The following is a 25,669-nucleotide window of genomic DNA, read 5'->3' on the forward strand; positions in this document are numbered from 1 at the left end:
TCTCTTTCGAGATGCTTTTTTTATAACACTTAACTTAAATTAATCTAAGAACCACACATCAAACAGTCGTCTCCTTCAGCTTCTTTTGCTTGCGCAATTAAGGCTTTCATTTCGTCTGCAGTCATTGGTTCCACTTCTTTAGCTTGCTGACTAAATTTCTCAGCTGTTTTAACTGCTTTTTTCTGTTGTACTTCAAGAGCTTCATCTACCTCAACCACCTCCACAACTTCCGCTATAGGCTCTTCTTTCTTTTTAGTATCTAAAGTAAACTTGATGGCATCTACGGCACTTTTTGTTCTTAAATAATACATTCCTGTTTTTAAACCACTTTTCCATGCATAAAAGTGCATAGAGGTTAACTTAGCCATAGTTGCTCCTTCCATAAACAAGTTAAGAGATTGTGACTGATCTATAAAATACCCTCTATGACGAGACATATCTATAATATCTTTCATACTTAACTCCCAGACGGTTTTATATAACTCTTTAATATCTTGAGGAATACAATCAATATCTTGAACAGAACCATTAGCTCTCATGATATCTTGTTTTAAACCATCGTTCCAAAGGCCAAGTTCTACTAAATCTTCTAGTAAATGTTTGTTTACAACAATAAACTCTCCAGATAACACACGACGTGTATAAATATTTGAGGTATATGGCTCAAAACATTCATTATTACCAAGAATCTGCGAGGTACTTGCTGTTGGCATTGGAGCCACTAATAGAGAGTTTCTAACCCCATGTTTTTTAACTTCTGTACGAAGTTTTGCCCAATCCCATCGTCCACTTAATTCTTCGTCTTTAATTCCCCAAAGATTATGTTGAAATTCGCCTTGGCTAATTGGAGATCCTTTATAAGATTGATAAGGACCATCTACTTCTGCTTCTTCCATACTTGCTGTTAAAGCCGCAAAATATAACGTTTCAAAAATTTCCTGATTCAATTTTTTAGCTTCATCACTAGTAAAAGGCATTCTTAGCTTAATAAAAGTATCCGCTAAACCTTGAACCCCTAACCCAATTGGTCTGTGACGGAAATTGGAGTTTTCAGCTTCTTTAACAGGATAATAGTTTCTGTCAATAACCTTATTTAAATTTTTAGTAACACGTTTGGTAATTTTGAATAATTCTTTATGATCGAACTCGTTGTTTTTAATAAACATTGGCAAAGCAATAGAAGCCAAATTACAAACAGCAACTTCATCTGGAGATGTATATTCCATGATTTCAGTACATAAATTTGAAGAACGAATAGTTCCTAAATTTTTCTGATTGGATTTTCTGTTTGCCGCATCTTTATACAACATATAAGGTGTTCCTGTTTCAATTTGAGATTCTAAAATTTTCTCCCAAAGTTCTCTAGCCTTAATTGTTTTTCTTCCTTTCCCTTCAGCTTCATATTTAAGATAAAGCGCTTCAAATTCTTCACTATGGATTTCTGGTAAGCCAGGACATTCGTTAGGACACATTAAAGTCCAATGTCCATCTTCCTGAACACGTTTCATAAATAAATCTGAAATCCACATCGCATAGAATAAATCTCTAGCGCGCATTTCTTCTTTTCCATGATTCTTTTTCAAATCTAGGAAATCGAATATATCTGCATGCCAAGTTTCTATGTAAATAGCAAAACTTCCTTTACGTTTTCCTCCTCCTTGATCCACATATCTAGCTGTGTCGTTAAAAACCTGAAGCATTGGAACAATTCCATTACTAGTACCATTTGTACCGGCAATATAACTTCCTGTAGCACGCACATTATGAATAGCTAAACCAATACCACCTGCAGATTGTGAGATTTTTGCCGTTTGTTTTAACGTATCGTAAATTCCATCGATGCTATCGTCTTTCATTGTTAAAAGAAAACAAGATGACATTTGCGGTTTTGGAGTTCCTGAATTAAAAAGTGTTGGTGTTGCGTGTGTAAAATATTTTTTAGACATCAGCTCATAGGTCTCAATAGCGGCATCTAAATCGTTTAGATGAATTCCAATTGAAACTCTCATAAGCATGTGTTGCGGACGTTCGGCTATTTCGCCATTAAGCTTTAATAGATAAGAACGTTCAAGGGTTTTAAATCCGAAATAATCGTAAGTAAAATCGCGATTATAAATAATGGTAGAATCTAATTTATCTTTATTTTCCATTATAACCTGATACACCTCATCTGAAAGCAATGGTGCTTTTTTTCCATTTCTCGGGTTTACATAGGCATATAAATCTTGCATGACATCACTAAATGTTTTCTTAGTGTTTTTATGTAAGTTCGATACAGATATTCTTGCTGCCAAACGTGCATAATCAGGATGTGCAGTCGTCATGGTTGCAGCAACTTCTGCTGCTAAATTATCCAGTTCGCTAGTAGTTACACCGTCGTACAAACCTTCAATAACTCTCATGGCCACTTTTACAGGATCCACCAGTTCGTTCAATCCATAACACAACTTTCTTACTCTAGCTGTAATTTTGTCGAACATCATTGGCTCTTTCCTGCCATCTCTTTTTAAAACAAACATATATTACACGATTTTAGTTTTCTGAAATACGTTCAGAAAATGGGTTAATTAATTCAAACATTTTTACGCAACATAAAAATGCTTAAGAATGATATTTAATAGTAAAAAGCATTTAGAATTTCGAACTTGAAATTGCACAATAAATGCTATTAACTTATTGAATTTTAAAGGTTTTTATTTAAAAATCTGCATCGAAACTGAACTTGTCTGCAGCATCTTCTTTATTAACTACGCCTGCTTTTTGATATTCTGCAACACGTTTTTCAAAGAAATTTGTTTTTCCTTGAAGTGAAATCATATCCATAAAATCGAATGGATTTCCAGTGTTATATTCTTTTTCGCAATCTAATTCGCTTAAAAGTCTATCTGTTACAAACTCTAAATACTGAACCATTAATTTAGAATTCATTCCAATTAAGCTAGCAGGAAGAGATTCTGTAATAAATTCTCTTTCAATATCTAAGGCTTCTACAAGGATTTCTCTAATGCGTTCTTTAGAAACTTTGTTGATTAAGTGGTTGTTATGAAGGTGTACAGCAAAATCGCAATGAACGCCTTCATCTCTAGAAATTAATTCGTTAGAGAATGTTAATCCTGGCATTAAGCCACGTTTTTTTAACCAAAAAATAGAACAAAATGCACCTGAAAAGAAGATGCCTTCAACAGCAGCAAAAGCAATTAAACGCTCACCAAAGCTTGGAGATTCTATCCATTTTAGCGCCCAGTCGGCTTTTTTCTTAATAGCAGGGAAATTATCTAAAGCATTAAAAAGTTGATCTTTTTCCTTTTCGTCTTTTACGTAAGTATCTATTAATAGGGAATAGGTTTCGCTGTGAATATTTTCCATCATGATTTGAAAACCATAAAAGAACTTTGCTTCGCTGTATTGTACTTCGTTGATAAAGTTTTCGGCTAGGTTTTCGTTAACAATACCATCGCTTGCCGCAAAAAATGCTAAAATGTGCTTAATAAAAAAACGCTCATCGTCATTCAGTTTATTTTTCCAGTCTGTAAGATCTTGATGTAAATCTATTTCTTCTGCAGTCCAAAAACTGGCTTCAGATTTCTTGTACCAATCCCAAATATCATGATGTTGAATTGGAAAAATCACAAATCTATCCTTATTTGGTTCTAATATTGGTTCTGGTAATTGAGACATTTTTTATGTGTTTTATTAAAATTTAGACAAAAATTCAACTGCAATTTGGAACTAACAAAGATTCAAAAATGTGATTGAAAATGAAAGCTTAAGTTATAAACATTGTCAACAAGTTCTTAACAATACTTTAAACGTTTAAGAATTAACTTCATTTTTATTATTAACCCATTTCACTGTTTTACAGTGTTTTATGAAAAATTAAAATAGAAAAACTGTGTAAGAAAAATAGGTAGAAACATCCTTTTAAGCAAGGTGCTTATTGATTTTCCTGGAGAAAAATTCCCTAAAAATAGAGCATAAAAAAAACCAGCTTTCACTGGTTTTTTAAAATCGATTAATAGCAATCATCTATAAAATGAAAGCTTCCCTTAAATTAATAGCAAAACAAATATCTGAAATTATATCTTAAAAAAAACAGTTAATGTATAGTTGGTACAAAAAACTGTATAGTTGGCATTTCAAAACCAAAATCTTCTTAGAAGTCTTAAAATTATAACCTTTTATACAGAAATTAACACCAATTATACATCTATCTTTCTAACCTACTTAATATATTATTATATTTGAGTCTATGATAAAAGCTGTAATTGTTGACGATGAGCCAAAAGCGATTCAAAGTTTGACTTGGGAATTGGGGAATTTTAATAAAGAAATAGAAGTTATTGAAACCTTTACTAGTCCTGAGAAAGCCATTGCCTATTTAAAAACGCACACTCCAGATTGTTTGTTTTTAGACATTAACATGCCAACAATGGATGGTTTCCAATTTTTGGATTTCATTAACCATAAAGATTATGCCGTTATTATCACTACTGCTTATAATGAATATGCTTTAAAAGCCTTAAAAAACGAAGCCATTGATTATTTATTAAAACCTATAGATTCTGATGATTTAAAAGACACAATTTCAAAAATAAAAAAATTTTATACTAACAATCTATCCATTGCAAAGGTGGAAGAAGTTCTTTTAAATTTTAATGCCAACCTGAAACAGCAAAAAATTATTTTAAACACAGACGGCAAATTGGTATTTTTAAACATAGACGATATTCTATATGTAGAATCTGATGGAAATTACAGCACGTTTTTTATGACTAACAATCAAAAAATGGTGGTAACTAAAAAAATCAAAGAAATTGACGCCATCTTACCGGAAAATTGTTTTTTCAGAATTCACAATTCATATATTATAAACCTTAATAAAATTAAAGAATTTGTGAAAAACGAAGCCTATGTGGTTCTGGAATCCAACGAAAAAATACCAGTTGCCAGACAACGAAAAACAGACTTCCTTAACAAATTATAGCACATGAAATGGTACTTCAACGGTCGTGTTTTAGCCTTTAAAAGAAATTCTAAATGCTATTTATTCCTTCTAGTTTTATTCCTTTTTTCAGCAACTAATTATGCCCAAGACAGTATAGACGATTCCTTTAAACAACTTGTTAATAGTACGTTGGATAAAAAACAAAGAAACTATCAGTTGTTAAATTCCAGTTTCAAAGAATTTTCAAAAGACACTTTGAAAATGCAATTTCTTTTGCAAAAATCTAAGGGAAAGACGTTTTTAGATGGAGAAAGCTACGCTTTAAACATGCTTGGTGAAAACTTTAGAAATCTATCCCTTTACGATAAAGCTGTCGAGGCTCACCAAAGCGCTTTAGTGAAAGCCAAACAAGCAAAAAATATAGAACTTGAAGTAATTAGCTTAAACATGTTAGGCGTAGTTTACAGACGCCTCGATGTTATTAGAACCGCATTAGATTACCATAAAGAAGCCCTAGACTTAGCTGAAACAATTAAACCTGCAACTGAAAATCTAAAACACAGTATCGCTATTTCTCAAAACAGTATGGGAAATATTTATCTCGCCCTTAAACAATACGATTTGGCTTTAGTTTTTTTCAAAAAATCTTTAATTATTGAAAAAGAATTAAATAACAAATTAGGACTCGCCATTAACTACCATAATATTGGTTATGCTCAAGAAGCGAAAGGGTTTTTAGATGAAGCCCTAACAAATTATCAAATTTCTTTAAAATATAACAATGAAATAGATTCAGATATTGGGCGTGTTATTTGCTACAATAGTATTGGGAAACTGGATATTATAAAAGGCGAATACACAACGGCTTTACCAATAATAGAAAACGCTTTGGAGAAAGCAAAAACAATAAACGACAAGTATTACATTTCTACCTCTTACTCTAATCTAGGCCTGATTAATTTAAAAATGAAAAATTTTGATTCTTCTGAAATCAACTTAAACAAGGCGCTAAGTATAGCAAAAAAATATAATTTAAAATCTCAGGAATCCGAAACTTACAACCATTTATCGCAATTGGAAGAAGAATTAGGGAATTACAAAACATCGCTTTTATATTACAAACAATACTTAGAATTAGACAAATCTATTGCCAACGATAAAAACTTTCAATATGTAAACGATTTAATTTTAAAATATGAAAGTGAAAAGAAAAACAACCAAATTAAGTCTCTTGCAAGCGAAAATGAGATTGTAAAGCTTAAACTAGTTCAAAATAGAAACATATTATTGCTAAGCTTAATTGGAGCCTTTTTAATTATAGGCTTTTTTATTATTCTACAACGACAAGGAAAATTAAAAAACGAAAAAAAGATAGTAACCTTGGAGCAGGAGATGTTACGAAACCAGATGAACCCTCATTTTATTTTCAATTCTTTAAATTCAATTAAGCTATATATTATAAATAACGAAAAAGAAAATGCTGTTTACTACCTAAATAAGTTCTCTAAACTTATTAGAAAAATACTTATTGCTTCCACCGAAAAGGAGATATCATTACAAGACGAATTGGAAACCATGGCATTATATATGAATATTGAAAACATGCGTTTTTCCAATGAAATAGATTACCAAGTACGTATTGCTAAAAATGTAAACACGTCCGTAATTAGAGTCCCTTCTTTAATTTTACAACCCTTTTTAGAAAATGCGCTTTGGCATGGCTTATCTTCTAAAACTAATGACAAATCAATTGTTTTAGAAGTCCAGAAATATGCTTCAGATTATGTAACTATTTCTATTACTGATAATGGCATAGGAAGAGCTGTTTCCGAAGAAATTAAAGAAAGAAAAAAATTAAAACGTAAATCTGTTGGTATCAAAATCACGAAAGCACGATTAGCTAATTTTTCTAAAAGCTCCAACAACGATTACAAGTTAGAGATTGAGGATTTATTTGAAAATGGCCAAGCTTCTGGCACCAAAGTAATAGTTTCCATTCCAATTAAAACTGCCATATTAAAAATGGCATAAAATGGTTCTTTATCTATTATAACCTTTGGCTATAATCTCAAGTTCGGCATACCAATCTTCGCCAAATTTTCTAATAAGTGCTTCTTTTACAAACTTATAAATAGGCACTTGAAGTTCTTTTCCTAAAGTACACGCATCGTCGCAAATTTCCCATTTATCATAATTTACAGCAGAAAATTCGCTGTAATCCTTTACTCTAACAGGATATAAATGACAAGAAACAGGTTTTTTCCAAGTAATGACACCTTGATTATACGCTTCTTCTATGGCACAAAGCGCAGTTCCTTTTTTGTCGAAAATAACATAGGCACAATCGGCATCGTTAATTAAAGGCGTTTCAAATTCACCAAATTCTGTAGTAATAAAAGTGCCTTGTTTCTCGATGGCATCAATTCCAGCTTGTCTTAGAAAGTGTTTGATTTTTGGATAAATATCTTCTAAAATTTGAGTCTCAGCTGTTTCCAATGGAGCTCCAGCATCACCATCTATACAGCATGCTCCTTTACAAGCCGAAAGATTACATAAAAAATCTTTCTCGATAATATCTTCTGAAACAATTGTTTTTCCTAGTTGGAACATAAGTTTTGATGCTAATAAAGTATGTGCAAAGATACATTATAAAAGAAAAATTAAAGGAGAAAACAGGGAATATTCATTTCAAATTATCGAAATTTGCAATCGCTTTTATGCCTAAAAATTAATACTGAAATGAAAATTTTTAAAATCTTATTATCTCTAATCGCTGTTATTTTAATTATTTACAACCTTACAGAAGTTAATTTCGATTCCCCTTTTGAAGGTGACAGTCTAGTAGCATTAATAACTATTTTCGCTTCGTTATGTGCTATTTTATTATTGCAGATTTTAAGGATTTCGAAAAAAATAGAAAAACATTCTAAAACTAGAAAATAATGTTCGATGTGCTAATAATTGGTGGCGGAGCTGCCGGACTATCTTGTGCTTTAATTCTAGGTTCTGCTAATAAACAGGCCTTTGCTAAAGACAAACAGATTGGAATTATTGTACATCAAAAAACATCCCATTTGCAAACTGCCTTATTTAATAATGTTTTAGGAATAACTCCTGGAACTACTGGAGCTTCCATTCTTGAAAGTGGTAAACAACAACTTACTTCTTTGTATCCACATGTTATACAGATAGACCATGAAAAAGTAACAGAAATTAGTAAAACTGAAAATGGTTTTTTAGTAAAAACGAACAAAACTCAACACACTACCAAACTAGTTGTAGTAGCTGTTGGTTATACCAACTTAATGACTATTGAAGGTTTAGAATCTTATATTAAACCTCATCCAAGAGCGAAGGCAGAAAAAAATAGAATCTGGTTAAAAAACACAGATCACAAAATAGACGAAGGACTTTATGTGGCTGGAACATTAGCTGGTTGGAGAAGTCAACTTGCTATTGCTTGTGGCAGTGGCTCTCAAGTAGCAACAGACATCTTAACGCTTTGGAACAATGGTGAACATGTCAAGATCCATGATAAGGTGTCGAGCTAGTCGGCTTTAATTATTATATCTTTTTTGAAGGATCTTGGAAGGTATTTTTTCTCCTTATAATTTGAATTAATTTTTTTATACCTATTAGGTTTTAAAAACTTAGCAGGAAAACAAAGTGTCGGCCTAATTAGTACTATTACTCAGTTCAATAACCTCATCAATCATAATATCTGATTGATTTATAACTTCTTCAAAAGCACCATTTCCAAAAATCTGATCGGCTAGAGTCGCTTTAATATATTGTTTCACCTCCTTATTGTAAGCCACAAAGGTGATGTTGGCTTTGGTTTTTTCATTTAAATAATCTTGAAATTGTAAAACCATATCGTCATCAAACTGAAAGTGCTCGATAAACTCTTCTCTGGAAATAGTATCATAGGCATGACGGTCTTTCTCTAGTTCTTCAAAAACAAAATTGCTTATAAACCCTCTTCTATCTAGAAATGTAAGGGTTTCATTTTGCATGCTTAAATCCAAAGGCACAAAAACATCTGGAATAATCCCACCACCACCATAAACAACTTTCCCTTTAGGAGTTGTAAATTTTAATGAGTCGGCTACTTCAATTTTTTCAGGATCTAAGAGTTCGCCACTTTTAATTCGTTCAAAATACTCATCAAAATAATCTTTATTTCCATTTTTATAGGAACGTTGAATGGAACGCCCTGTTGGCGTATAATATCTAGAAACGGTTAATCTTACTGCACTTCCATCTCCTAAATCCATTTCGCGTTGCACCAAGCCTTTTCCGTAAGAGCGCCGTCCAACAATAATTCCTTTATCATTATCTTGTAAAGCTCCTGCTACAATTTCACTAGCTGAAGCCGAGTTTTCGTCAATTAGAACATATACTTTTCCGTTTTCGAAATCCCCTTTTTTAGTGGCAAAGTTTTTTTCGATATCTCCTCTTTTGTTTTTGGTAAATAGGATGAGTTTATCATCTTCTAGAAATTCATCCACAATTTGCTCAGCAACCCCTAAAAAGCCTCCAGGATTATTTCGTAAATCGATGACTACTTCAGTAATTCCTACTTTTTGTAATTTATTAAGTTCTTTTTTGAATTCTTTATAAGTAGATTCTGCAAAGCGATTGATTTTTATATATCCCAATTTATCGGTTAGCTTATAAGCGGCATCGACACTTGTAATAGGAATATGATTCCGTTTCACCTTAAAATCCAATAACTTTGGCTCGCCTCTTCTGTAAACCTTTAAATCTACAAGCGAATTCATTGGACCTTTAAGCTTTTTAATAATATCGTTATTGCTAAGATCTTTTCCAAAAATAGAATCGCCATTAGCCATTATAATTCGGTCTCCACCTACAATTCCAGCTTTCTCACTAGGGCCTCCATCTATAGTTCTAATAACCGTAATGGTGTCTTTATAGGTATAGAAATTAATGCCAATACCAACAAATTCACCCTTCATATTATCCGCCACACGTTCCATATCTTCTTTAGGAATATATACAGAATGTGGATCGAGATTATTTAGAATTCCGTTGACTGTTACATCTACAATGCTATCTGTATTAACATCGTCTATGTATTCATAATCTATAAAATCTATAAGCCTATTTAACTTGTCTTTTTTACTATTTTTTGTAAATAGTCTATCAGAAGTGTCAGAAAAATTTAATTTTCCACCAATATAAATACCTGCTGCTATGGCAACACCAATAATAAGTGGTAAATATTTTTTCTTAAGTGCCATCTTCTTTTTTAAGCTTTTAAATCTTCAATTAATTCTAATTTGATACCTGCTTTTTCAAGAAATTGCAAACCTGAATCGTCTTTATAAGCATTTTTATAAACCACCCTTACAATTCCAGCTTGATGAATTAATTTACTGCATTCTTTGCAAGGAGATAATGTAATGTACAATGTGGCTCCTTTACAAGATTGCGTAGAAGATGCTACCTTTAAAATAGCATTGGCTTCAGCGTGCAAAACATACCATTTGGTGTAGCCTTCATCATCTTCGCAAAAATTCTCAAAACCTGAAGGTGTTCCATTAAATCCATCGGAAATTATCATTCTATCTTTTACAATAATTGCACCAACTTGTTTACGTTCGCAATAAGAAAGTTTTCCCCATTCTTCCGCAATTCTTAAATAAGCTTTATCGTATTTAAGTTGTTTGTGTTCTTTCATTAAAAATTTATTAGCATTTCCACGCCTGCCTACCAACAGACGGGAAAGTGGAAAAATCAGTATTACTTTTCTTTCACAAAAGTGAACATGTTAATTTAATAATATACAACGAAGATATGCTGTTCGTATTCTAATTACAACCAGAGAATTAAAGTTTTATGAAAACTTTGGGTAAATATGAATGTTTCGTTTAGGCCAAGTAATCACTACCTAAAATCATAGGAATTACTAATCCAACTACAACAGCTGATATGACCATTACCCAATCGCGATTTGAAAATCTGAAAACGGTTTGCATTATAAACCCTAAAAACAAGATGACAAATACAATAATAATTTGAGCTAACTCTATCCCTAAGGCAAATTCCACCAAGGTCACTAATTTGTTATCAGATTGTCCTACCAACATTCTAAATTCTCTTGCAAAACCCAATCCATGGATTATCCCAAAAAATAAGGCAGAGAAAAACAGAACTCCAACCTTCTCTTTTTGAGCCCCTTTTCCGGCTGTAAACACATTAAAAATTGCAACAATTAAAATGGTTATTGGAATTAAAAATTCCACCAATTGACCATTGACACTTACAACATTATATGCAGCTAAAACCAGAGACAAAGTATGACCTAAAGTAAATAATGAAACTAGTAGCAAAACACGCTTCCAATCCTTAAAAAGGTATGGTACTGCTAGAACTATTAAAAAAAGAACATGGTCGTAGCCATTAATATCAAGTACGTGATTCATGCCATACTCTACGTGAAACCAGAAATTATCAAACATTATTTATTGCCGTTTTTGGGTGTTTTCAAAGATACAATTTAAAACGAGTTTAGAATAAGAGCATCTATTGTTTAAATAAATAATAAAAATATAAATTCAATGTTTTACATTTGATTAAAATATCTAAATAAACCAATTCTATGCTAACTTTAAAAAATAATTTAATACTAAAAAGAGGTCAATTCCTTGTAATTGCAATCTTATTTTCAACTATTACATACGCTCAAAATAACGAGTCTAGTGACGATAATGCAAAAAGCTCAATTAAGATATCTGCAGGTGTCAATTTTAACAGCCTGAATGTTGATTCTAAAGATCAAATAAACACTGATATGGGTATGGGTTATAATTTAGGGGTGTCTTATTACAGAGGTAGTTTTTTTTACTTCGAAGTTGGTGCACGATATAATGACCGTAACTTCGACATTAATGACACTTCAACAGCAGTTGAAAATAACTCTTCATTAAAACTCTCTGCAATAGACGTACCTATTACTGGAGGTATTAACCTGACATCCTTTGCTGAAAAACTTATTGGTTTACGTCTTTTTGTTAGTGCCGTACCGTCTTTTACCATAAATAAAAATGCAGGTAGCAATAGTGGTTTTCAAGATGATGATTTGACCAGCTTTATGTTTTATGGTCAAGGAGGTGTTGGAGTTGATATTGCATTCTTTTTTGTTGAAGCAGGTTATAATTATGGCTTTAGTAACCTTATTGATGATACGAATAACCAAAGTACAAAATCGAATCCAAGTCAAGCATATGTAAATATTGGGTTTAGGTTTTAATTCTTAAAAGCGTTATCTCATTTTGATTTACATTCATCAATTTATGATGAGACTTGATAGATTACAAAAAACAAGATTTTAGATATTAGGTCAACTGGTTTAAATACCTAATTCCTAATATCTAAAACTCTTTGATTTAAAAAAATTTCAGAATATTATTTTTCCTTATTGATATAATCAACAGTTACAGGAATACTTGTTTGCGAACCGTATAATTTAATTTCGGTAATATCTGCAGGCATATTTAGACCATTCGCCATAATTACTTGTTTCACATTCTGAACCACTTTACTTTTAACTTCTAGAGCTCGTTTACGATATTCCTTAGTTTGAGTCCAGAAAAGAATTTTTAAATTAACCGTACTCACACCTAAAGAATCTACCACTACAAAGCATTCGTGATCTTGGTTTTCAATAACGCCTTCGGAAGTTCTAACAGCTTCCAAAATGACCTTTTTGGCAAGTTCAATGTCGTCTTCATAATCTATACCTACCATAAAATCTAACCTAAAAAAACCATCTTCGGTATAATTATAAACTGCTTTTTTAATAATATCGCTGTTGGGAATATACACATCGCGCCCATCAAATGTTTTTAGCTTAGTATATCGAAATTCCAAGGAGGTGATTTTTCCGAAGATATTGTCCACCATGACGGTGTCATTCACATTAAAAGGTCTGTTAAAAGACAGGATAATCCCTGAAATAAAATTTTCACCTACATCCTTAAATGCAAAACCTATAATAACTGCAGATGCTCCAGCAGCTGTTAACATACCAGTTGCAATTCCACCTAATCCAGCTACATTTAGGGCCATCATTACTATTAAAATTACAATGCCTAATTTGATGGTTTTCGATAAAAAATTTACCATCAACGGGTCTTGTGTTCTTAAAAGAACTGTTTTTTTAAAAAATTTGGAAATAACATTGGCTAATAAAAAGCCAATAACAATCATTACAATGGCTAAAATAATTCTTGGCATGCTAGCTACAAAGGCATTCCAATAGCCTAGAAGAGATTGCTCGAAAACTTGAATGGACTCCATCTTGTTAATTTATATTAAAAGTTAGTAGACCCTTAAAATACAAATTGAAACAGAGTTAAGCTATTCCATTTAAGATTATTATTAACTGTTTGGGACAAAATATTAAGAAGACAAACTAAAAGACTAATGTAAAAACAGAACCTTCTCCTTCTTTACTATTCACTAAAATCTTGCCTTTGTGCAACAGCATGATTTGTTTACACAAGCTCAAACCAATACCACTTCCAGTACTTTTACTTGTGAAAAATGGAATAAATATATTCTCCATAATTTCAAGAGGAATCCCAGAACCGTTGTCATAAACTTTGATGACAATGTCTCTATTTGGCATTTTTTCAGCACTAATTTTGATAAAAGGATTTTGTTGATCTTTACAAGCATCCATAGCATTTAGGATCAAATTTATCATAACTTGCTCTATAAGATGTGCATCGATATCAAGCTCTAATTTTGGTGAAGATAAGTTAAATTCTACTTCAATATTTTTAGATTTTATAGAAGGCTCCATCAATAATTGGATGCTCTTAAAAAGTTCTGACAATTTTACTCTTTGAAGGTTTAAATGCGTGACTTTACTTAAACTTCTATAGGTTTTTGCGAATTTTAAAAGTCCTTCGCTCCTATTTTTAATTGTTTTTATTCCTGAATTAAGGTCTTCTAATTCCAGTTCATTTTCCTTTGGATTATCTAATGTCAATTGAATGTTTCTTTGAAGCGTCTCTGCTAAAGAAGAAATAGGCGCAATGGAATTCATAATTTCATGAGTCATAACGCTCAACAGTTTTTTCCAAGCTTCCGATTCATTTTGATTTAAGGTATCCTCAATATTTTGGATAACAATTAACTTAAAAGCATCTTTATCTACTTGAAAAACGGTATCAGAAATTAATACCTTTATGTTTTCATTTTGTAAGGCTATAGTTATGGAATTTGGTTCTCTATGATAGGTTTCGAAAATGGTACTAAATAATTCTGGATGTCTACTTTCAACAAAACGTATGTTTTTAAACGACGGCACATCTAATGTTTCTCTAAAAGAATCGTTAGACCAAAGCACATCGCCAGATTCTAAATTATAGGCAATAATACCTATGTCAACCATCTCTAATATTTTTTGGAGATAGACGTATTGGGCTTCATTTTGAGAATTTATTTCTTTAATTGTTCTATTAATTTCATTAAATCCTGTGTATAAAAACCGGATATCTTTAGGCCCACGATCTTCGGGAAACCATCTAGAAAAATCACGATATTTCACGGCTTCAAAAAAATCGTCCATGACTATAAAACGACGTTTTACAAACCCATACATGTTATAAAACAAATACAAAATAGCAACACCAATTATAGTGCTTGTAGCAGTCTCTTTTAAATAAATGGTATATATAAATGCAAGAATAACAGCGACTAGAAGTAAAATTCTTAAAAAAAGTCTGAAGATGTAGCCTCTATAATTCATACTTATCCAATCTTCTATATAAAGCGGCTCTAGTAATACCAAGCTCCTTAGCCGACTTAGACACATTGCCTTTATTCTTTTCTAAAACGCTTAAAATAGCTTGCTTTTCAAGGTCGTCCAAATTTGTGGTAGGGATAGAATTTGTAGTTGTTGTTCTTTCAATAGATGAAAAAACGAGATCGTCCGACTTTAGCACACTATCTTCTGCCATAATTACTGCACGTTCTAAAACATATTGAAGTTCTCTTACATTTCCAGGAAACTGATGTTTTTTAAGTTTTGAAATAAATCCGGAATCTAGAGAAATGGCACCTTTGTTATATTTGTCTGCATAGATGGAAATAAAATGTTTGGACAATATGGTTATGTCATTTTCCCGATCTCTTAAAGGAGGAATAATCACATCAACCGTGTTTATTCTATAAATTAAATCTTTTCGAAACTTCTTTTCATCGGCTAATATAGTAGGATCAATATTTGTTGCACAGATAAGACGAATATCAATAGGAATCGATTCATTAGAACCCAAAGGAGTAACGACTCTATTTTGCAAAATGGTTAATAACCTTCCTTGTTGGTCTAAACTGATATTGCCTATTTCATCTAAAAAAAGAGTTCCTCCATGAGCCACTTCAAAGCGTCCTTTTCTATCTTCTCTTGCATCTGTAAACGCTCCTTTTTTATAACCAAACAACTCACTTTCAAAAAGAGAAGATGATAAAGATCCAACATCTACTTTTACAAAGGGCATACGGCTTCTGTTAGAATTTTCATGAAGCGCTTTCGCTATAAGATCTTTTCCTGTTCCGTTTTCACCAAGAATTAAAACATTAGCGTCTGTTGGTGCAATTTTTTTAAGCTTTAAAAACACCGCATTCATAGCATCGCTATCTCCTATGATTTCTGAATTTTCAACCTGATGTGTTTTCTTTTTACTTCCCGAAGATTTTTTTGCTTCAAGTAAAGACGTAATGGTATTTATAATTTTTTCGTTCTTCCAAGGTTTTACTAAAAAGTCTGAAGCACCTTCTTTTAAACCTCTAATGGCTAAATCGATATCAGCATAGGCAGTAATTAAAATAACGGCTATTTCAGGTTTCTTTTCTTTGATTTTATTTAACCAAAAAATACCCTCGTTACCCGTATTTACTAACCCGTTAAAATTCATATCTAGAATAATAATATCGAATTTACTATTCTCTATTTGAAAATTAATATTGCTTGGGTTTTTCTCTATAACAACTTCTTTTACAAGAGGCTTTAATAATAGCCTTAATGCAGTTAGCACGTCTAAATCGTCATCAATTACTAATATTCTCGCTTCTTTTAAAACCATTGTTACAATATTACAACTTTATATTCAGCTTATAAAAGTTAGAAAACCAAAAATTTATTTCACAAAAAACATGTATTAATACCGAACACATGTGTATCAAAAACGGACACTATTATTTTCTTAATGAAATGTTAATTACTGATTACTAGGTGTTTACATTTTTGGCATTATCTTCACTATATACATACTATAATCAAACAATTTAATATGGACGTTCCAATAGAAAAGAAAAAATTCTCAACTCAAAAATTACTATTCATTGGTGGCGGATTAGCTATCGTGGCCTTGATAATCTTTGTAATTATAAGCACAGGTGGAGGTTCTAAATTAAACGTTGAGAAAGAGCGTATTTCTATTAATTCGGTTATGAATGATGTGTTCCAAGAAAACATTCCAGTAAACGGAATTGTTTTACCAATAACAACTATCTACTTAGATGCCTTAGAAGGTGGACGTGTTGAAGAGAAATTTGTAGAGGATGGCGCCATTATGAAAAAAGGCGATCCTATTTTAAGATTATCAAATACCGATTTAGAATTGAGTCTAATCAACCAAGAAACCTCAGTTTATAATCTATTAACTCAGATGCAGATTTCTCAAAATGCGGCTCGTCAAAACACAATTAATAGACGTAATAATTATACTGATGTTGAAAACAGCCTTATTGAAGCAAAACGTATTTACGATTTAAACAAACGTTTATATGAAAAGGACGCGATTGGTCGACAAGATTATGAGTCTTCAAAAAACAATTTCAACTACCAAAAACAACGTATGGAATTGGCTAAAAAAGTATTAAGTCAAGATTCCACCTCAACAAAACAAGAAGTTGGCCAAGCACAAAGTTCGTATTCAAGAACACAAAGTGCTTTAGAACTGATGCGTAAAAAAGTGGGAGACTTGGTTGTTAGAGCACCTGTGGATGGTCAATTAACAGCTTTAGATGCAGAAATTGGTCAATCGAAAAACAAAGGAGAACGTTTGGGGCAATTAGATGTGCTAAGCGGCTTTAAAGTACGTGTGGATATTGACGAACATTATATTTCTAGAATCTATAATGGACAAACTGGAACTTTCACATTCAATAATAAACAATACACCTTAACTATTAAGAAGGTATTTACCCAAGTAAACAATGGTCGATTCCAGGTTGATATGCATTTTGAAGGTGACGTTCCTGAAGGAATTCGTCGTGGTCAAAACCTTCAAATACGAGTTGCTTTAAGTGCCGAAAAGGAAGCTTTATTAGTTTCTAAAGGTGGATTTTTCCAAAAAACTGGTGGGAATTGGATTTTTAAAGTGAGTGAAGATGGAAGCACCGCTTATAAAGTAAACATCAAACTAGGAAGTCAAAATACAGAATACTACGAAGTTCTTGAAGGACTAAACCCTGGAGATAAAGTCATCACTTCTAGCTACGACAGCTATGGAGACACTGAAGAATTAATAATAAAATAAAAGAGTCAATTAAAAACATATACAATGATACAAATAACCAATTTAGAGAAATTTTACAGAACCGAAGAAGTACAAACCATTGCATTAAACAAACTATCCTTTGAGGTTAAAAAAGGTGAATTTGTTGCCATCATGGGACCTTCAGGATGTGGGAAATCGACACTCTTAAATATTCTTGGATTATTAGACGATCCTGATGGAGGAAGTTTCAAATTTAATGGCGAAGAAGTTGCAGGTTACAACGAACGTAAGCGTTCTGAACTACGTAAACACAACGTTGGATTTGTTTTTCAAAGTTTCAACCTCATCGACGAACTTACTGTTTTTGAAAACGTAGAACTACCATTAATCTATACGGGAGTAAAACCTGCAGAACGTGTAAAACGTGTTGAAGAAGTTTTAGAAAAAATGCAAATCATGCACAGACGTAATCACTTTCCGCAACAATTATCTGGTGGACAACAACAACGTGTAGCAGTAGCTCGTGCTGTAGTTAATAATCCAAAATTAATACTAGCCGATGAGCCTACAGGAAACTTGGATAGCACCAATGGAAATGAAGTTATGGATTTACTAATAGATCTAAACGAAGCTGGAACTACTATTATTATGGTTACACATAGTGAACATGACGCCAAATACAGTCACCGTATTATTCGCATGTTAGATGGTCAAAAAGTGACCGAGAATATTTTAATATAAATATCAATTTCATCATCAATCAAAAATCCAACAGTTAAAATCAACCAATCATGTTTAAAAATTATCTAAAAATTGCTTTTAGGAATCTTCTTAAGAATAAGGTGTATTCTTTTATTAATATCTCTGGTCTTGCCATAGGTATGGCAGTCACTATCATGATTGGTCTTTGGATCGTGGATGAGTTAAATTTTAATAACTATTTTAAAGACAAAGCTCATATAGCTCAGATTTATCAAAGCCAAGAGTTTAATGGTGTAAAGGGAACTGGCCCGGCCATTCCAAGACCATTAGAATTTGCACTACGTGAAGGTTATAAAGATAATTTTAAACATATTATAATGTCTTCATGGACCAATTCTAGATATTTAAAGTATGGCGACAAAAACATAAACAGAAATGGCAATTTCATGCAAGAAGGCGCGCCAGACCTTTTAAATTTAAATATTATATCTGGGATAAAAGATGGATTAAAGGAGAAAAACTCTATCATGATTTCTGAATATACAGCGAAAGCATTGTTTGATTCAGAAAACCCTATTGGAAAAATTATTAAGGTTAATAACCAAGATGATTTGGTTGTAACTGCTGTTTACGAAACCCTTCCAGATAATACCTCCTTTAATGATACCGATTTCATAATCCCTTGGAAACATTATATCACAACTCAAGGTTGGCTTATGGGTACTGCCGATCAATGGGGAAATAATTCATTTCAGTTATTTGTTCAGATTAATGACAATACAACGATGGATGCGGTAACAGCAAAAATTAAAGATGTCAAAAAAAATAACGACAAAGATGTAGCTCAATTCAATCCTCAATTATTTCTGTTACCTATGAAAGATTGGCATTTACGTTCTAATTTTGAAAACGGTGTGCAAACAGGAGGTCGCATTGAAAACGTCTGGTTATTTGGCGTTATTGGTTTGTTTGTACTTCTTCTTGCCTGTATCAATTTTATTAACTTAAGCACAGCGCGTTCTGAAAAACGAGCGACAGAAGTGGGCATCAGAAAATCTATAGGATCCAATAGAGGACAACTCATTTTTCAGTTTTTAAGTGAATCTTTTTTAGTTGTTTTTTTATCATTTGTTTCAGCCATTGCAATCGTACTTCTATTTTTAAATGGATTTAATAATTTAGCAAGTAAGTCTATTGTCTTTCCATGGACAAGTATACAATTCTGGGAAATCTCACTACTCTTTGTGCTTTTTACTGCTTTTATAGCAGGAAGTTATCCAGCCTTATATTTATCCTCATTCAACCCTGTTTCCGTTTTAAAAGGAACTTTTAAAGCCGGTAGATTCGCGGCACTTCCAAGAAAAATACTAGTTGTTACACAGTTTACAGTTTCCATAGCACTTATAATTGGCACCTTGGTTGTTATGAGCCAAATTCAATTTAGTAAGGATAGACCTGTAGGCTATAATAAGGAAGGACTTATTCAAATTCCCGCTATGAGTACCGAGTTTCTTGGCAAAGCCGATTTAATGAGAGAGCAGTTTATTGCATCAGGAGCTGCCATTGAAATGTCAACGTCTAGTAGTCCTACAACAGAAGTTTGGTCCAATAGAGCTGGTTATACTTGGGATGGAAAACCGGAAGGTTTTCAGGAGGACTTAGCTTATACTTCTGTTTCGTATGAATTTATTGAAACTCTTGGAATTAAATTAATTGCTGGACGTGGTTTTTCTCGTGAATTTGCATCAGATTCTAATGCTGTTATTCTAAATAGTACAGCAGTAAAATATATGGGAATCCAAGATCCTATTGGAAAATATATGAGAGATGCCGATACGGAAAACCCAGAACCTCCTTTAATTATTGTCGGGATTGTAGAAGACATGGTTGTCCAATCTCCTTATAGTCCTGTAAAACAAGCCATGTATGTTTTTGATTCTGATCAAAATGCGAGTTATTATAATTTGCGCCTCAATCCAAAAAACAGTGTGAGTCAGAATTTAGAATTAATAGAGAAAGTATTCAAAAACAATTTTCCAAACTTGCCATTCGACTATCAATTTGTGGATCAAGAATATGCCGACAAATTCAGATCTGAAGAACGCGTTGCTAGTCTCGCTAAAGTTTTTACAGGATTGGCCATTTTTATTAGTTGTTTAGGTCTTTTTGGCTTAGCAGCCTTCGTTGCTGAACAACGCACTAAAGAAATTGGGGTTCGTAAAATTCTTGGAGCTTCAGTAAAAAACTTATGGATGTTACTCTCTAAAGACTTTATAATCTTGGTGATTATTTCACTTTTAATAGCTTCTCCGATTGCATATTATATTATGAGTCATTGGCTACAAAAGTTTAGTTATAGAACCAATATTTCTTGGGACATTTTTGCCATAGCATGTTCGGGAGCATTAATTATCACCATAATTACGGTTAGTTTTCAAGCTATTAAAGCAGCGACGTCTAATCCAGTAGATTCATTACGTACAGAATAAAATAATAGGTGATTCTCGAATTTTCAGAGATTCAATATCAAATCAAAAATCGAACAATTAAAAACAATCGATCATGTTTAAAAATTATCTAAAAATAGCCTTTAGAAACCTATGGAAACACAAAGGTTATTCTGCCATTAATATTGGAGGCCTTGCTGTAGGTATGACAGCGGGCTTTTTATTACTAATGTACATAGGGTATGAAATGAGCTATGAATCCTTTCACGCTAATAAGGAACGCCTTTATCGCGTAGTAACTGATATTCACACCCCTTCTGATAATTATAAAACTCCTGTAGTTGATTGGAATATTTTAAGTGAACTAACCTCTGAATTTCCAGAAATTGAGAATTACACCAGACTGCATGACACGGAATTCGATGTAAGTATAGATGGTAACAATTATCATGAAAATAAAGTATTAGGCGTAGATGAAAGTTTCTTTCAAATCTTCGATTATGAATTATTGCAAGGAAATCCAACAGAAGCTCTTAAAAAACCGTTTAGTCTAGTCCTGTCAGAAACCGTTGCTAAAAAGTACTTTGGAAATGAAAATGCACTAGGTAAGACTTTAAAAATCATGGATGGAAGTACCGTAGCGAATGTTACCGGTGTTATGCGAGACAATCCAAAAAACACACAAATAAATAGTGATATCCTTATTTCTATTTCTACCTACACGGAAGTTCTAGATCCAGACCTGAAGGAATCTTGGGGTAATTTCGATAACCGCGGTTTTGTTTTGCTAAATGAAAATGTGAATCCAAAAATGTTGGAGACAAAAATTGCATCTTATAACGAGCGGGTTCATGGAAAAGTAATGAAAGAAACAGAGTTGAATTTAACCTACTTCTTAGAACCTATTGAAGATCTTTACTTGTACTCCGAACGTGGATCAAGTGCGCAAATAGGCAATGTTTACATTTTCTTAATTGTTGCCTTTTTCATTCTTTTAATTGCAGCTATTAATTTTATCAATTTAACCACTGCAAGATCTGTGGAACGTGCTAAAGAGGTAGGAATACGCAAGGTATTAGGTGCGCAAAAAAAACAGCTGTCAATTCAGTTTTTAAGTGAATCCACAATCATCTGTCTATTTTCATTTTTAATCGCCATAGCCTTAACATGGCTCGCACTACCCTATTTTAATACGCTCGCAGGCAAGGTAATTGCCATCAGCATATGGGATAATCCTATATATCCAATTAGTTTATTTGGAATAGCTCTGGTTATTGCTTTCTTAGCAGGATCCTATCCTGCAATGGTATTATCCTCCTTTAAACCTATACAGGTTTTAAAAGGGAATTTCTCCAATAGTTCTTCGGGAACCAAACTGCGTAAAGGATTAGTTATTATTCAATTCACCATATCTATCGTTATGATTGTGAGTACGATTATAGTCTATAATCAAATCAACTACATGCGTAGTCAGGATTTAGGTTTTGATATGAACCAGGTACTGATAATTGAAACAGACGGGAGTAAACAGCAAAAAATAATTATCGATGATCTTACCAACATTCCTAATATCATTTCCATAAGCACCGCTTCCACTGTACCTGGAGGTGGCGGAAATAATAGTAGTGCTTTAAGTAAAATTGTAAATAAACAAGGTAATGAACAAACTCTCAATATTGAACGCTATAGAATAGACGATGATTATATCAATCAATTTGATCTCAAGCTTCTGGCTGGCAGGAATTTTTCAAGAGACTTGGCAAGCGATAGTTTAGAATCTATGATTATCAATGAAAAAGTCTTAGGTCTTTTGGGTTATTCCAATCCAGAAGAAGTAATAGGTAAAGGTTTTGAACAATGGGGTAGGAATGGTCATATTATAGGTGTAGTGAAAGATTTTCATATGTCCTCGTTAAAGGAGGAAATTCTGCCATTAAGCATGGTTTATAATAGTTTTGGGAATTCTTTAATCAATTTAAAAATTGCTGGTAATGATGTGAATTCTACTCTAGCCATTATAGAAAAAAGCTTTAAAAAATCATATCCTAATAAAACCTTCGAATACCATTTTGTAAATGATTTATTCAATGAGCAATATAAATCAGAAAAGCGCTTTGGAACCCTTTTCCTGAATTTTGCTTTACTAGCCATTTTTATTTCCTGTTTGGGGCTACTGGGACTAGCTTCCTACAGTACTTTGCAACGTCGTCGAGAGATTGGAATTCGCAAGGTTCTTGGGGCATCTTCCATGGGAATTGTGAATCTATTGAGCAAGGATTTTTTAAAGCTGGTTTTAATATCCATTTTTATTGCGACACCTATTTCTTGGTTTATTATGAACAAATGGTTACAGGATTTTGCCTATCGTATGAATATGAGTTGGTGGATATTTGCGGTCTCAGGTGGCCTGGCACTAAGCATCGCCTTTCTGACAGTTAGTTTCCAAGCTATTAAGGCAGCGACTTCTAATCCTGTAAAATCACTTAAAACAGAATAAATCAACCTGTGCTGAACGCGTTTCAGTATCAAAAACTTTGTAATCATGATCCGAAATTATTTTAAAATAGCATTAAGGAATCTACTAAAGCATAAGTTGCTTACAGGCATTAATCTTTTTGGACTTATTATAGGAACGGTAAGTTGCCTTATCATCTTAATTTATGTCCTTAATCAAACGGGTTACGACCAACATTTTGATCATGCTGAAAATATCTATCGCATAGAAACTGTAAACGGAAGAGGAGACAAACCGTCTTTTAATACAGCCACAACATCTCCTCCTATTGCTCCAGCTTTAAAATCTGATTTTCCTGAGGTTTCTGAAATGACCAGAATCGTTTTAACCGATTTATTTAATGTGAATCTGATACGTGCTTCTTTAGAAGTTGATGGTTATTATGAACCTCGCGCTTATTTAGCAGATTCCACAGTTTTCAAAATATTTCAGTTTCATTTTATCGAAGGTAGTCCTATTGGCGCATTAAATTCGCCTAATCAAACCGTCCTTTCTGCAACATTAGCTAAAAAATTATTTGGTAATAAAAGTGTTGTGGGTAAAACTGTTATCTGGGGAAGTGGCGCTGAGGCACAAACTTTAACAATAACTGGTGTTTTTGATGATGAATCTACTAAATCACATTTAAATCCCAACTATTTTGTAAGCATGACAACTCCTGGAATGGGCGAATTTGTCAGTACTTTTCAAAACTTTGCGACTAATAATTTTGTCTATAGTTATATTAAACTTATTCCTGATGCTGATGCACAAAATTTACAAGAGAAGCTTCCTTCGTTTATACAAAAGCATGGAAAAAAACAGCTTGAAAATGCAGGAATGGTTGATAAAAAACTCTTCTTGAAAAAAATAACAGATATTCATTTATATTCTGAAGGGAGAGACAATCAAATTGGTACTGTTTCAAACATTAAATATTTATACTTTCTATTAGCTTTGGCCTTTTTTATTCAATTAGTAGCATGTATCAATTTTATAAACCTCAGTACCGCACGAGCCAACCAACGTGCCAAAGAGATAGGTGTCCGTAAGGTTGTAGGAGCAGGAAAAGGCTCTTTGATTAGACAGTTTTTAAGCGAATCCTTATTGCTTTCATTAATAGCGATGTTAATAAGTATCCCTATTGCTATTTTGTTGTTACCATTAGTTAACGAGTTGACTTTGGGATCTCTTTCTTATCTGAATATTTTTAATTGGAAAGTCCTTGTATTATTACTATCCATTAGCACTTTAACTGGATTGCTTGCAGGCATATATCCTGCTATCATATTGTCTTCTATAAAACCGATACAAGTGTTAAAAAGTGCCGTGCAAATTCAATCTGGCAATGGTATGTTTAGAAAAGCACTTGTTGTTTTTCAGTTTGTTATTTCAATTTCTCTTATTGTTTCTGTTATAATCATAACGCAACAATTTAAATATACTCAAAGTAAAGATTTAGGATTTAATAAAGAAAATATGGTAGCCTTACGTGCTGGAACCAGTGATGTTACTAGCAAATACGACGCAATTAAATCTAATTTTTTAAATATTCCAGGGGTTGTTAGTGTAGCTAGTGGAAGATATGCGCCTTTTGAAACTGTTTTAAATGATAATGGCATGTATCTACCAGGGAAGAATCCACAAGATTTAACCATAGTTAGAAGAAATGGCGTGAGTAAAGATTATTTTAACACCATGAACATTGATCTTTTACAGGGTAGAGATTTTAATGCTACAGATGATAATCAGATAATTGTAAACAAGGCAACTTTAAAATCTTTTAATATTCCTGAAGATAAAGCGCTGTCCACAATACTCCTACAAACTCATGATGAAGTCGTTTACGAATATCCAATAGTTGGCGTTGTAGATGACTATCATTTTACCACGCTTAAAGATGAAATAGTTCCTTTGTTCTTACATCTGGACAATGAACCAAACTGGGTATTTGTAAAATTTAAAACAGACGATTATAAACAATTAGTATCAAATTTAGAATCAACTTGGAAAAAAAATATTGACACCGCTCCTTTTACATATGTTTTTGTGGATAAGGAAGTTGAAAATCTTTATGCTCAAGAGCAACGCTTGAGTAAAATATGTACTGTTTTCACCTTTTTAGCAATCTTAATAAGTTGTTTGGGTCTTTTTGGTCTAGTTTCTTATTATGCCGAACAAAAGAAAAAAGAAATAGGCATTCGAAAAGTATTAGGAGCAAGTGTGCAGACTGTTGTAAAACTATTAACTAAAGATTTTGTGGTATTAGTTATTATCGCTTTTGTAATAGCAACTCCGTTAGCGTATTTAGCGATGCACAATTGGTTAGAAAATTTTACGTACCGAATTGATATCAGTGTTTGGGTTTTTATTTTAGCGGGAATTGGGGCGTTACTAATTGCTCTAATTACTGTTAGTTTTCAAGCCATAAAAGCCGCAATCGCGAATCCAATTAATTCTTTAAGAACAGAATAAATTAACTTGTATTGAATTGTCACACTGAGCTTGACGAAGTGTTGTTTCAGTAATTAAAACGACG

At 32.7% G+C, this 25,669-nt stretch carries 19 protein-coding genes; 10 read left to right on the forward strand and 9 right to left on the reverse strand.

Going from position 1 to position 25,669, the window contains the following annotated elements; translation table 11 throughout:
• Positions 1–44: 44 nt before the first annotated feature.
• Positions 45–2,519, reverse strand: coding sequence for a ribonucleoside-diphosphate reductase subunit alpha (locus IEV77_RS01525; RefSeq protein WP_188461154.1), 2,475 nt, complete (start codon positions 2,517–2,519; stop codon positions 45–47).
• Positions 2,520–2,697: 178 nt separating this feature from the next.
• Positions 2,698–3,678, reverse strand: a complete 981-nt coding sequence (locus IEV77_RS01530) for a ribonucleotide-diphosphate reductase subunit beta (RefSeq protein WP_188461157.1) — start codon at positions 3,676–3,678, stop codon at positions 2,698–2,700.
• A 571-nt stretch (positions 3,679–4,249) separates the two neighbouring features.
• Here IEV77_RS01530 and IEV77_RS01535 point away from each other — a divergent pair.
• Together IEV77_RS01535 and IEV77_RS01540 are read left to right on the forward strand one after the other, a co-directional pair.
• Positions 4,250–4,984 (forward strand): LytR/AlgR family response regulator transcription factor, encoded by a 735-nt coding sequence (locus tag IEV77_RS01535; RefSeq protein WP_188461159.1) that lies wholly within the window; start codon positions 4,250–4,252, stop codon positions 4,982–4,984.
• 3 nt (positions 4,985–4,987) lie between these two features.
• Positions 4,988–6,976, forward strand: coding sequence for a tetratricopeptide repeat-containing sensor histidine kinase (locus tag IEV77_RS01540; protein WP_188461164.1), 1,989 nt, complete (start codon positions 4,988–4,990; stop codon positions 6,974–6,976).
• 9 nt (positions 6,977–6,985) lie between these two features.
• Here the strand turns inward: IEV77_RS01540 and IEV77_RS01545 are convergent, their stop codons facing one another.
• The gene (locus IEV77_RS01545) at positions 6,986–7,555 is read right to left on the reverse strand and encodes a DUF3109 family protein (RefSeq protein WP_188461165.1); all 570 of its coding nucleotides are present in this window, start codon (positions 7,553–7,555) and stop codon (positions 6,986–6,988) included.
• Between the two features lie 129 nt (positions 7,556–7,684).
• Here IEV77_RS01545 and IEV77_RS01550 point away from each other — a divergent pair, with 129 nt between their 5' ends.
• Both IEV77_RS01550 and IEV77_RS01555 read left to right on the forward strand, forming a co-directional pair.
• Positions 7,685–7,888 (forward strand): hypothetical protein, encoded by a 204-nt coding sequence (locus IEV77_RS01550; protein ID WP_188461167.1) that lies wholly within the window; start codon positions 7,685–7,687, stop codon positions 7,886–7,888.
• The gene (locus IEV77_RS01555; protein ID WP_188461172.1) at positions 7,888–8,496 is read left to right on the forward strand and encodes an FAD-dependent oxidoreductase; all 609 of its coding nucleotides are present in this window, start codon (positions 7,888–7,890) and stop codon (positions 8,494–8,496) included. Before IEV77_RS01550 ends, IEV77_RS01555 begins: the two co-directional genes overlap by 1 nt.
• Positions 8,497–8,619: 123 nt before the next feature.
• On the opposite strand, the gene IEV77_RS01560 is transcribed toward IEV77_RS01555, so the two are convergent.
• The 3 genes from IEV77_RS01560 to IEV77_RS01570 form a co-directional block, all read right to left on the reverse strand.
• Complete coding sequence (locus tag IEV77_RS01560; protein WP_188461174.1) at positions 8,620–10,212, reverse strand: S41 family peptidase; 1,593 nt, start codon at positions 10,210–10,212, stop codon at positions 8,620–8,622.
• A gap of 8 nt (positions 10,213–10,220) precedes the next feature.
• Positions 10,221–10,652: a deoxycytidylate deaminase gene (locus IEV77_RS01565; RefSeq protein ID WP_188461176.1), complete on the reverse strand. Its 432-nt coding sequence runs from the start codon at positions 10,650–10,652 to the stop codon at positions 10,221–10,223.
• 190 nt (positions 10,653–10,842) lie between these two features.
• Entirely contained in the window at positions 10,843–11,433 is a 591-nt protein-coding gene (locus IEV77_RS01570) for a HupE/UreJ family protein (protein WP_188461178.1), read from the reverse strand.
• Between the two features lie 140 nt (positions 11,434–11,573).
• Here IEV77_RS01570 and IEV77_RS01575 point away from each other — a divergent pair, with 140 nt between their 5' ends.
• Positions 11,574–12,224: a porin family protein gene (locus tag IEV77_RS01575; RefSeq protein WP_188461179.1), complete on the forward strand. Its 651-nt coding sequence runs from the start codon at positions 11,574–11,576 to the stop codon at positions 12,222–12,224.
• Between the two features lie 155 nt (positions 12,225–12,379).
• Here the strand turns inward: IEV77_RS01575 and IEV77_RS01580 are convergent, their stop codons facing one another.
• The 3 genes from IEV77_RS01580 to IEV77_RS01590 all read right to left on the reverse strand — a co-directional run bounded on the left by IEV77_RS01580 (position 12,380) and on the right by IEV77_RS01590 (position 16,068).
• Positions 12,380–13,273, reverse strand: coding sequence for a mechanosensitive ion channel family protein (locus tag IEV77_RS01580; protein ID WP_188461181.1), 894 nt, complete (start codon positions 13,271–13,273; stop codon positions 12,380–12,382).
• A gap of 115 nt (positions 13,274–13,388) precedes the next feature.
• Positions 13,389–14,732 carry a sensor histidine kinase gene (locus IEV77_RS01585; protein WP_188461182.1) on the reverse strand — a complete coding sequence of 448 codons (1,344 nt, stop codon included), beginning with the start codon at positions 14,730–14,732 and terminating at the stop codon, positions 13,389–13,391.
• Complete coding sequence (locus IEV77_RS01590) at positions 14,722–16,068, reverse strand: sigma-54-dependent transcriptional regulator (protein WP_188461184.1); 1,347 nt, start codon at positions 16,066–16,068, stop codon at positions 14,722–14,724. The genes IEV77_RS01585 and IEV77_RS01590 overlap by 11 nt, the downstream gene beginning before the upstream one ends.
• A gap of 207 nt (positions 16,069–16,275) precedes the next feature.
• Between IEV77_RS01590 and IEV77_RS01595 the strand changes: the two genes are divergently transcribed.
• From IEV77_RS01595 to IEV77_RS01615, 5 genes are all read left to right on the forward strand, one after another.
• Positions 16,276–17,526: an efflux RND transporter periplasmic adaptor subunit gene (locus IEV77_RS01595; RefSeq protein WP_188461186.1), complete on the forward strand. Its 1,251-nt coding sequence runs from the start codon at positions 16,276–16,278 to the stop codon at positions 17,524–17,526.
• Positions 17,527–17,550: 24 nt separating this feature from the next.
• Positions 17,551–18,228 (forward strand): ABC transporter ATP-binding protein, encoded by a 678-nt coding sequence (locus IEV77_RS01600; protein WP_188461187.1) that lies wholly within the window; start codon positions 17,551–17,553, stop codon positions 18,226–18,228.
• Between the two features lie 50 nt (positions 18,229–18,278).
• Positions 18,279–20,678, forward strand: coding sequence for an ABC transporter permease (locus tag IEV77_RS01605; protein WP_188461189.1), 2,400 nt, complete (start codon positions 18,279–18,281; stop codon positions 20,676–20,678).
• Between the two features lie 73 nt (positions 20,679–20,751).
• Positions 20,752–23,133, forward strand: a complete 2,382-nt coding sequence (locus tag IEV77_RS01610; RefSeq protein WP_188461190.1) for an ABC transporter permease — start codon at positions 20,752–20,754, stop codon at positions 23,131–23,133.
• Between the two features lie 45 nt (positions 23,134–23,178).
• Positions 23,179–25,605 carry an ABC transporter permease gene (locus IEV77_RS01615; protein ID WP_188461192.1) on the forward strand — a complete coding sequence of 809 codons (2,427 nt, stop codon included), beginning with the start codon at positions 23,179–23,181 and terminating at the stop codon, positions 25,603–25,605.
• Positions 25,606–25,669: the final 64 nt, after the last annotated feature.

It is taken from the genome of Xanthomarina arctica (assembly GCF_014638915.1).
Classification (GTDB): Bacteria; Bacteroidota; Bacteroidia; order Flavobacteriales; family Flavobacteriaceae; genus Xanthomarina; species Xanthomarina arctica.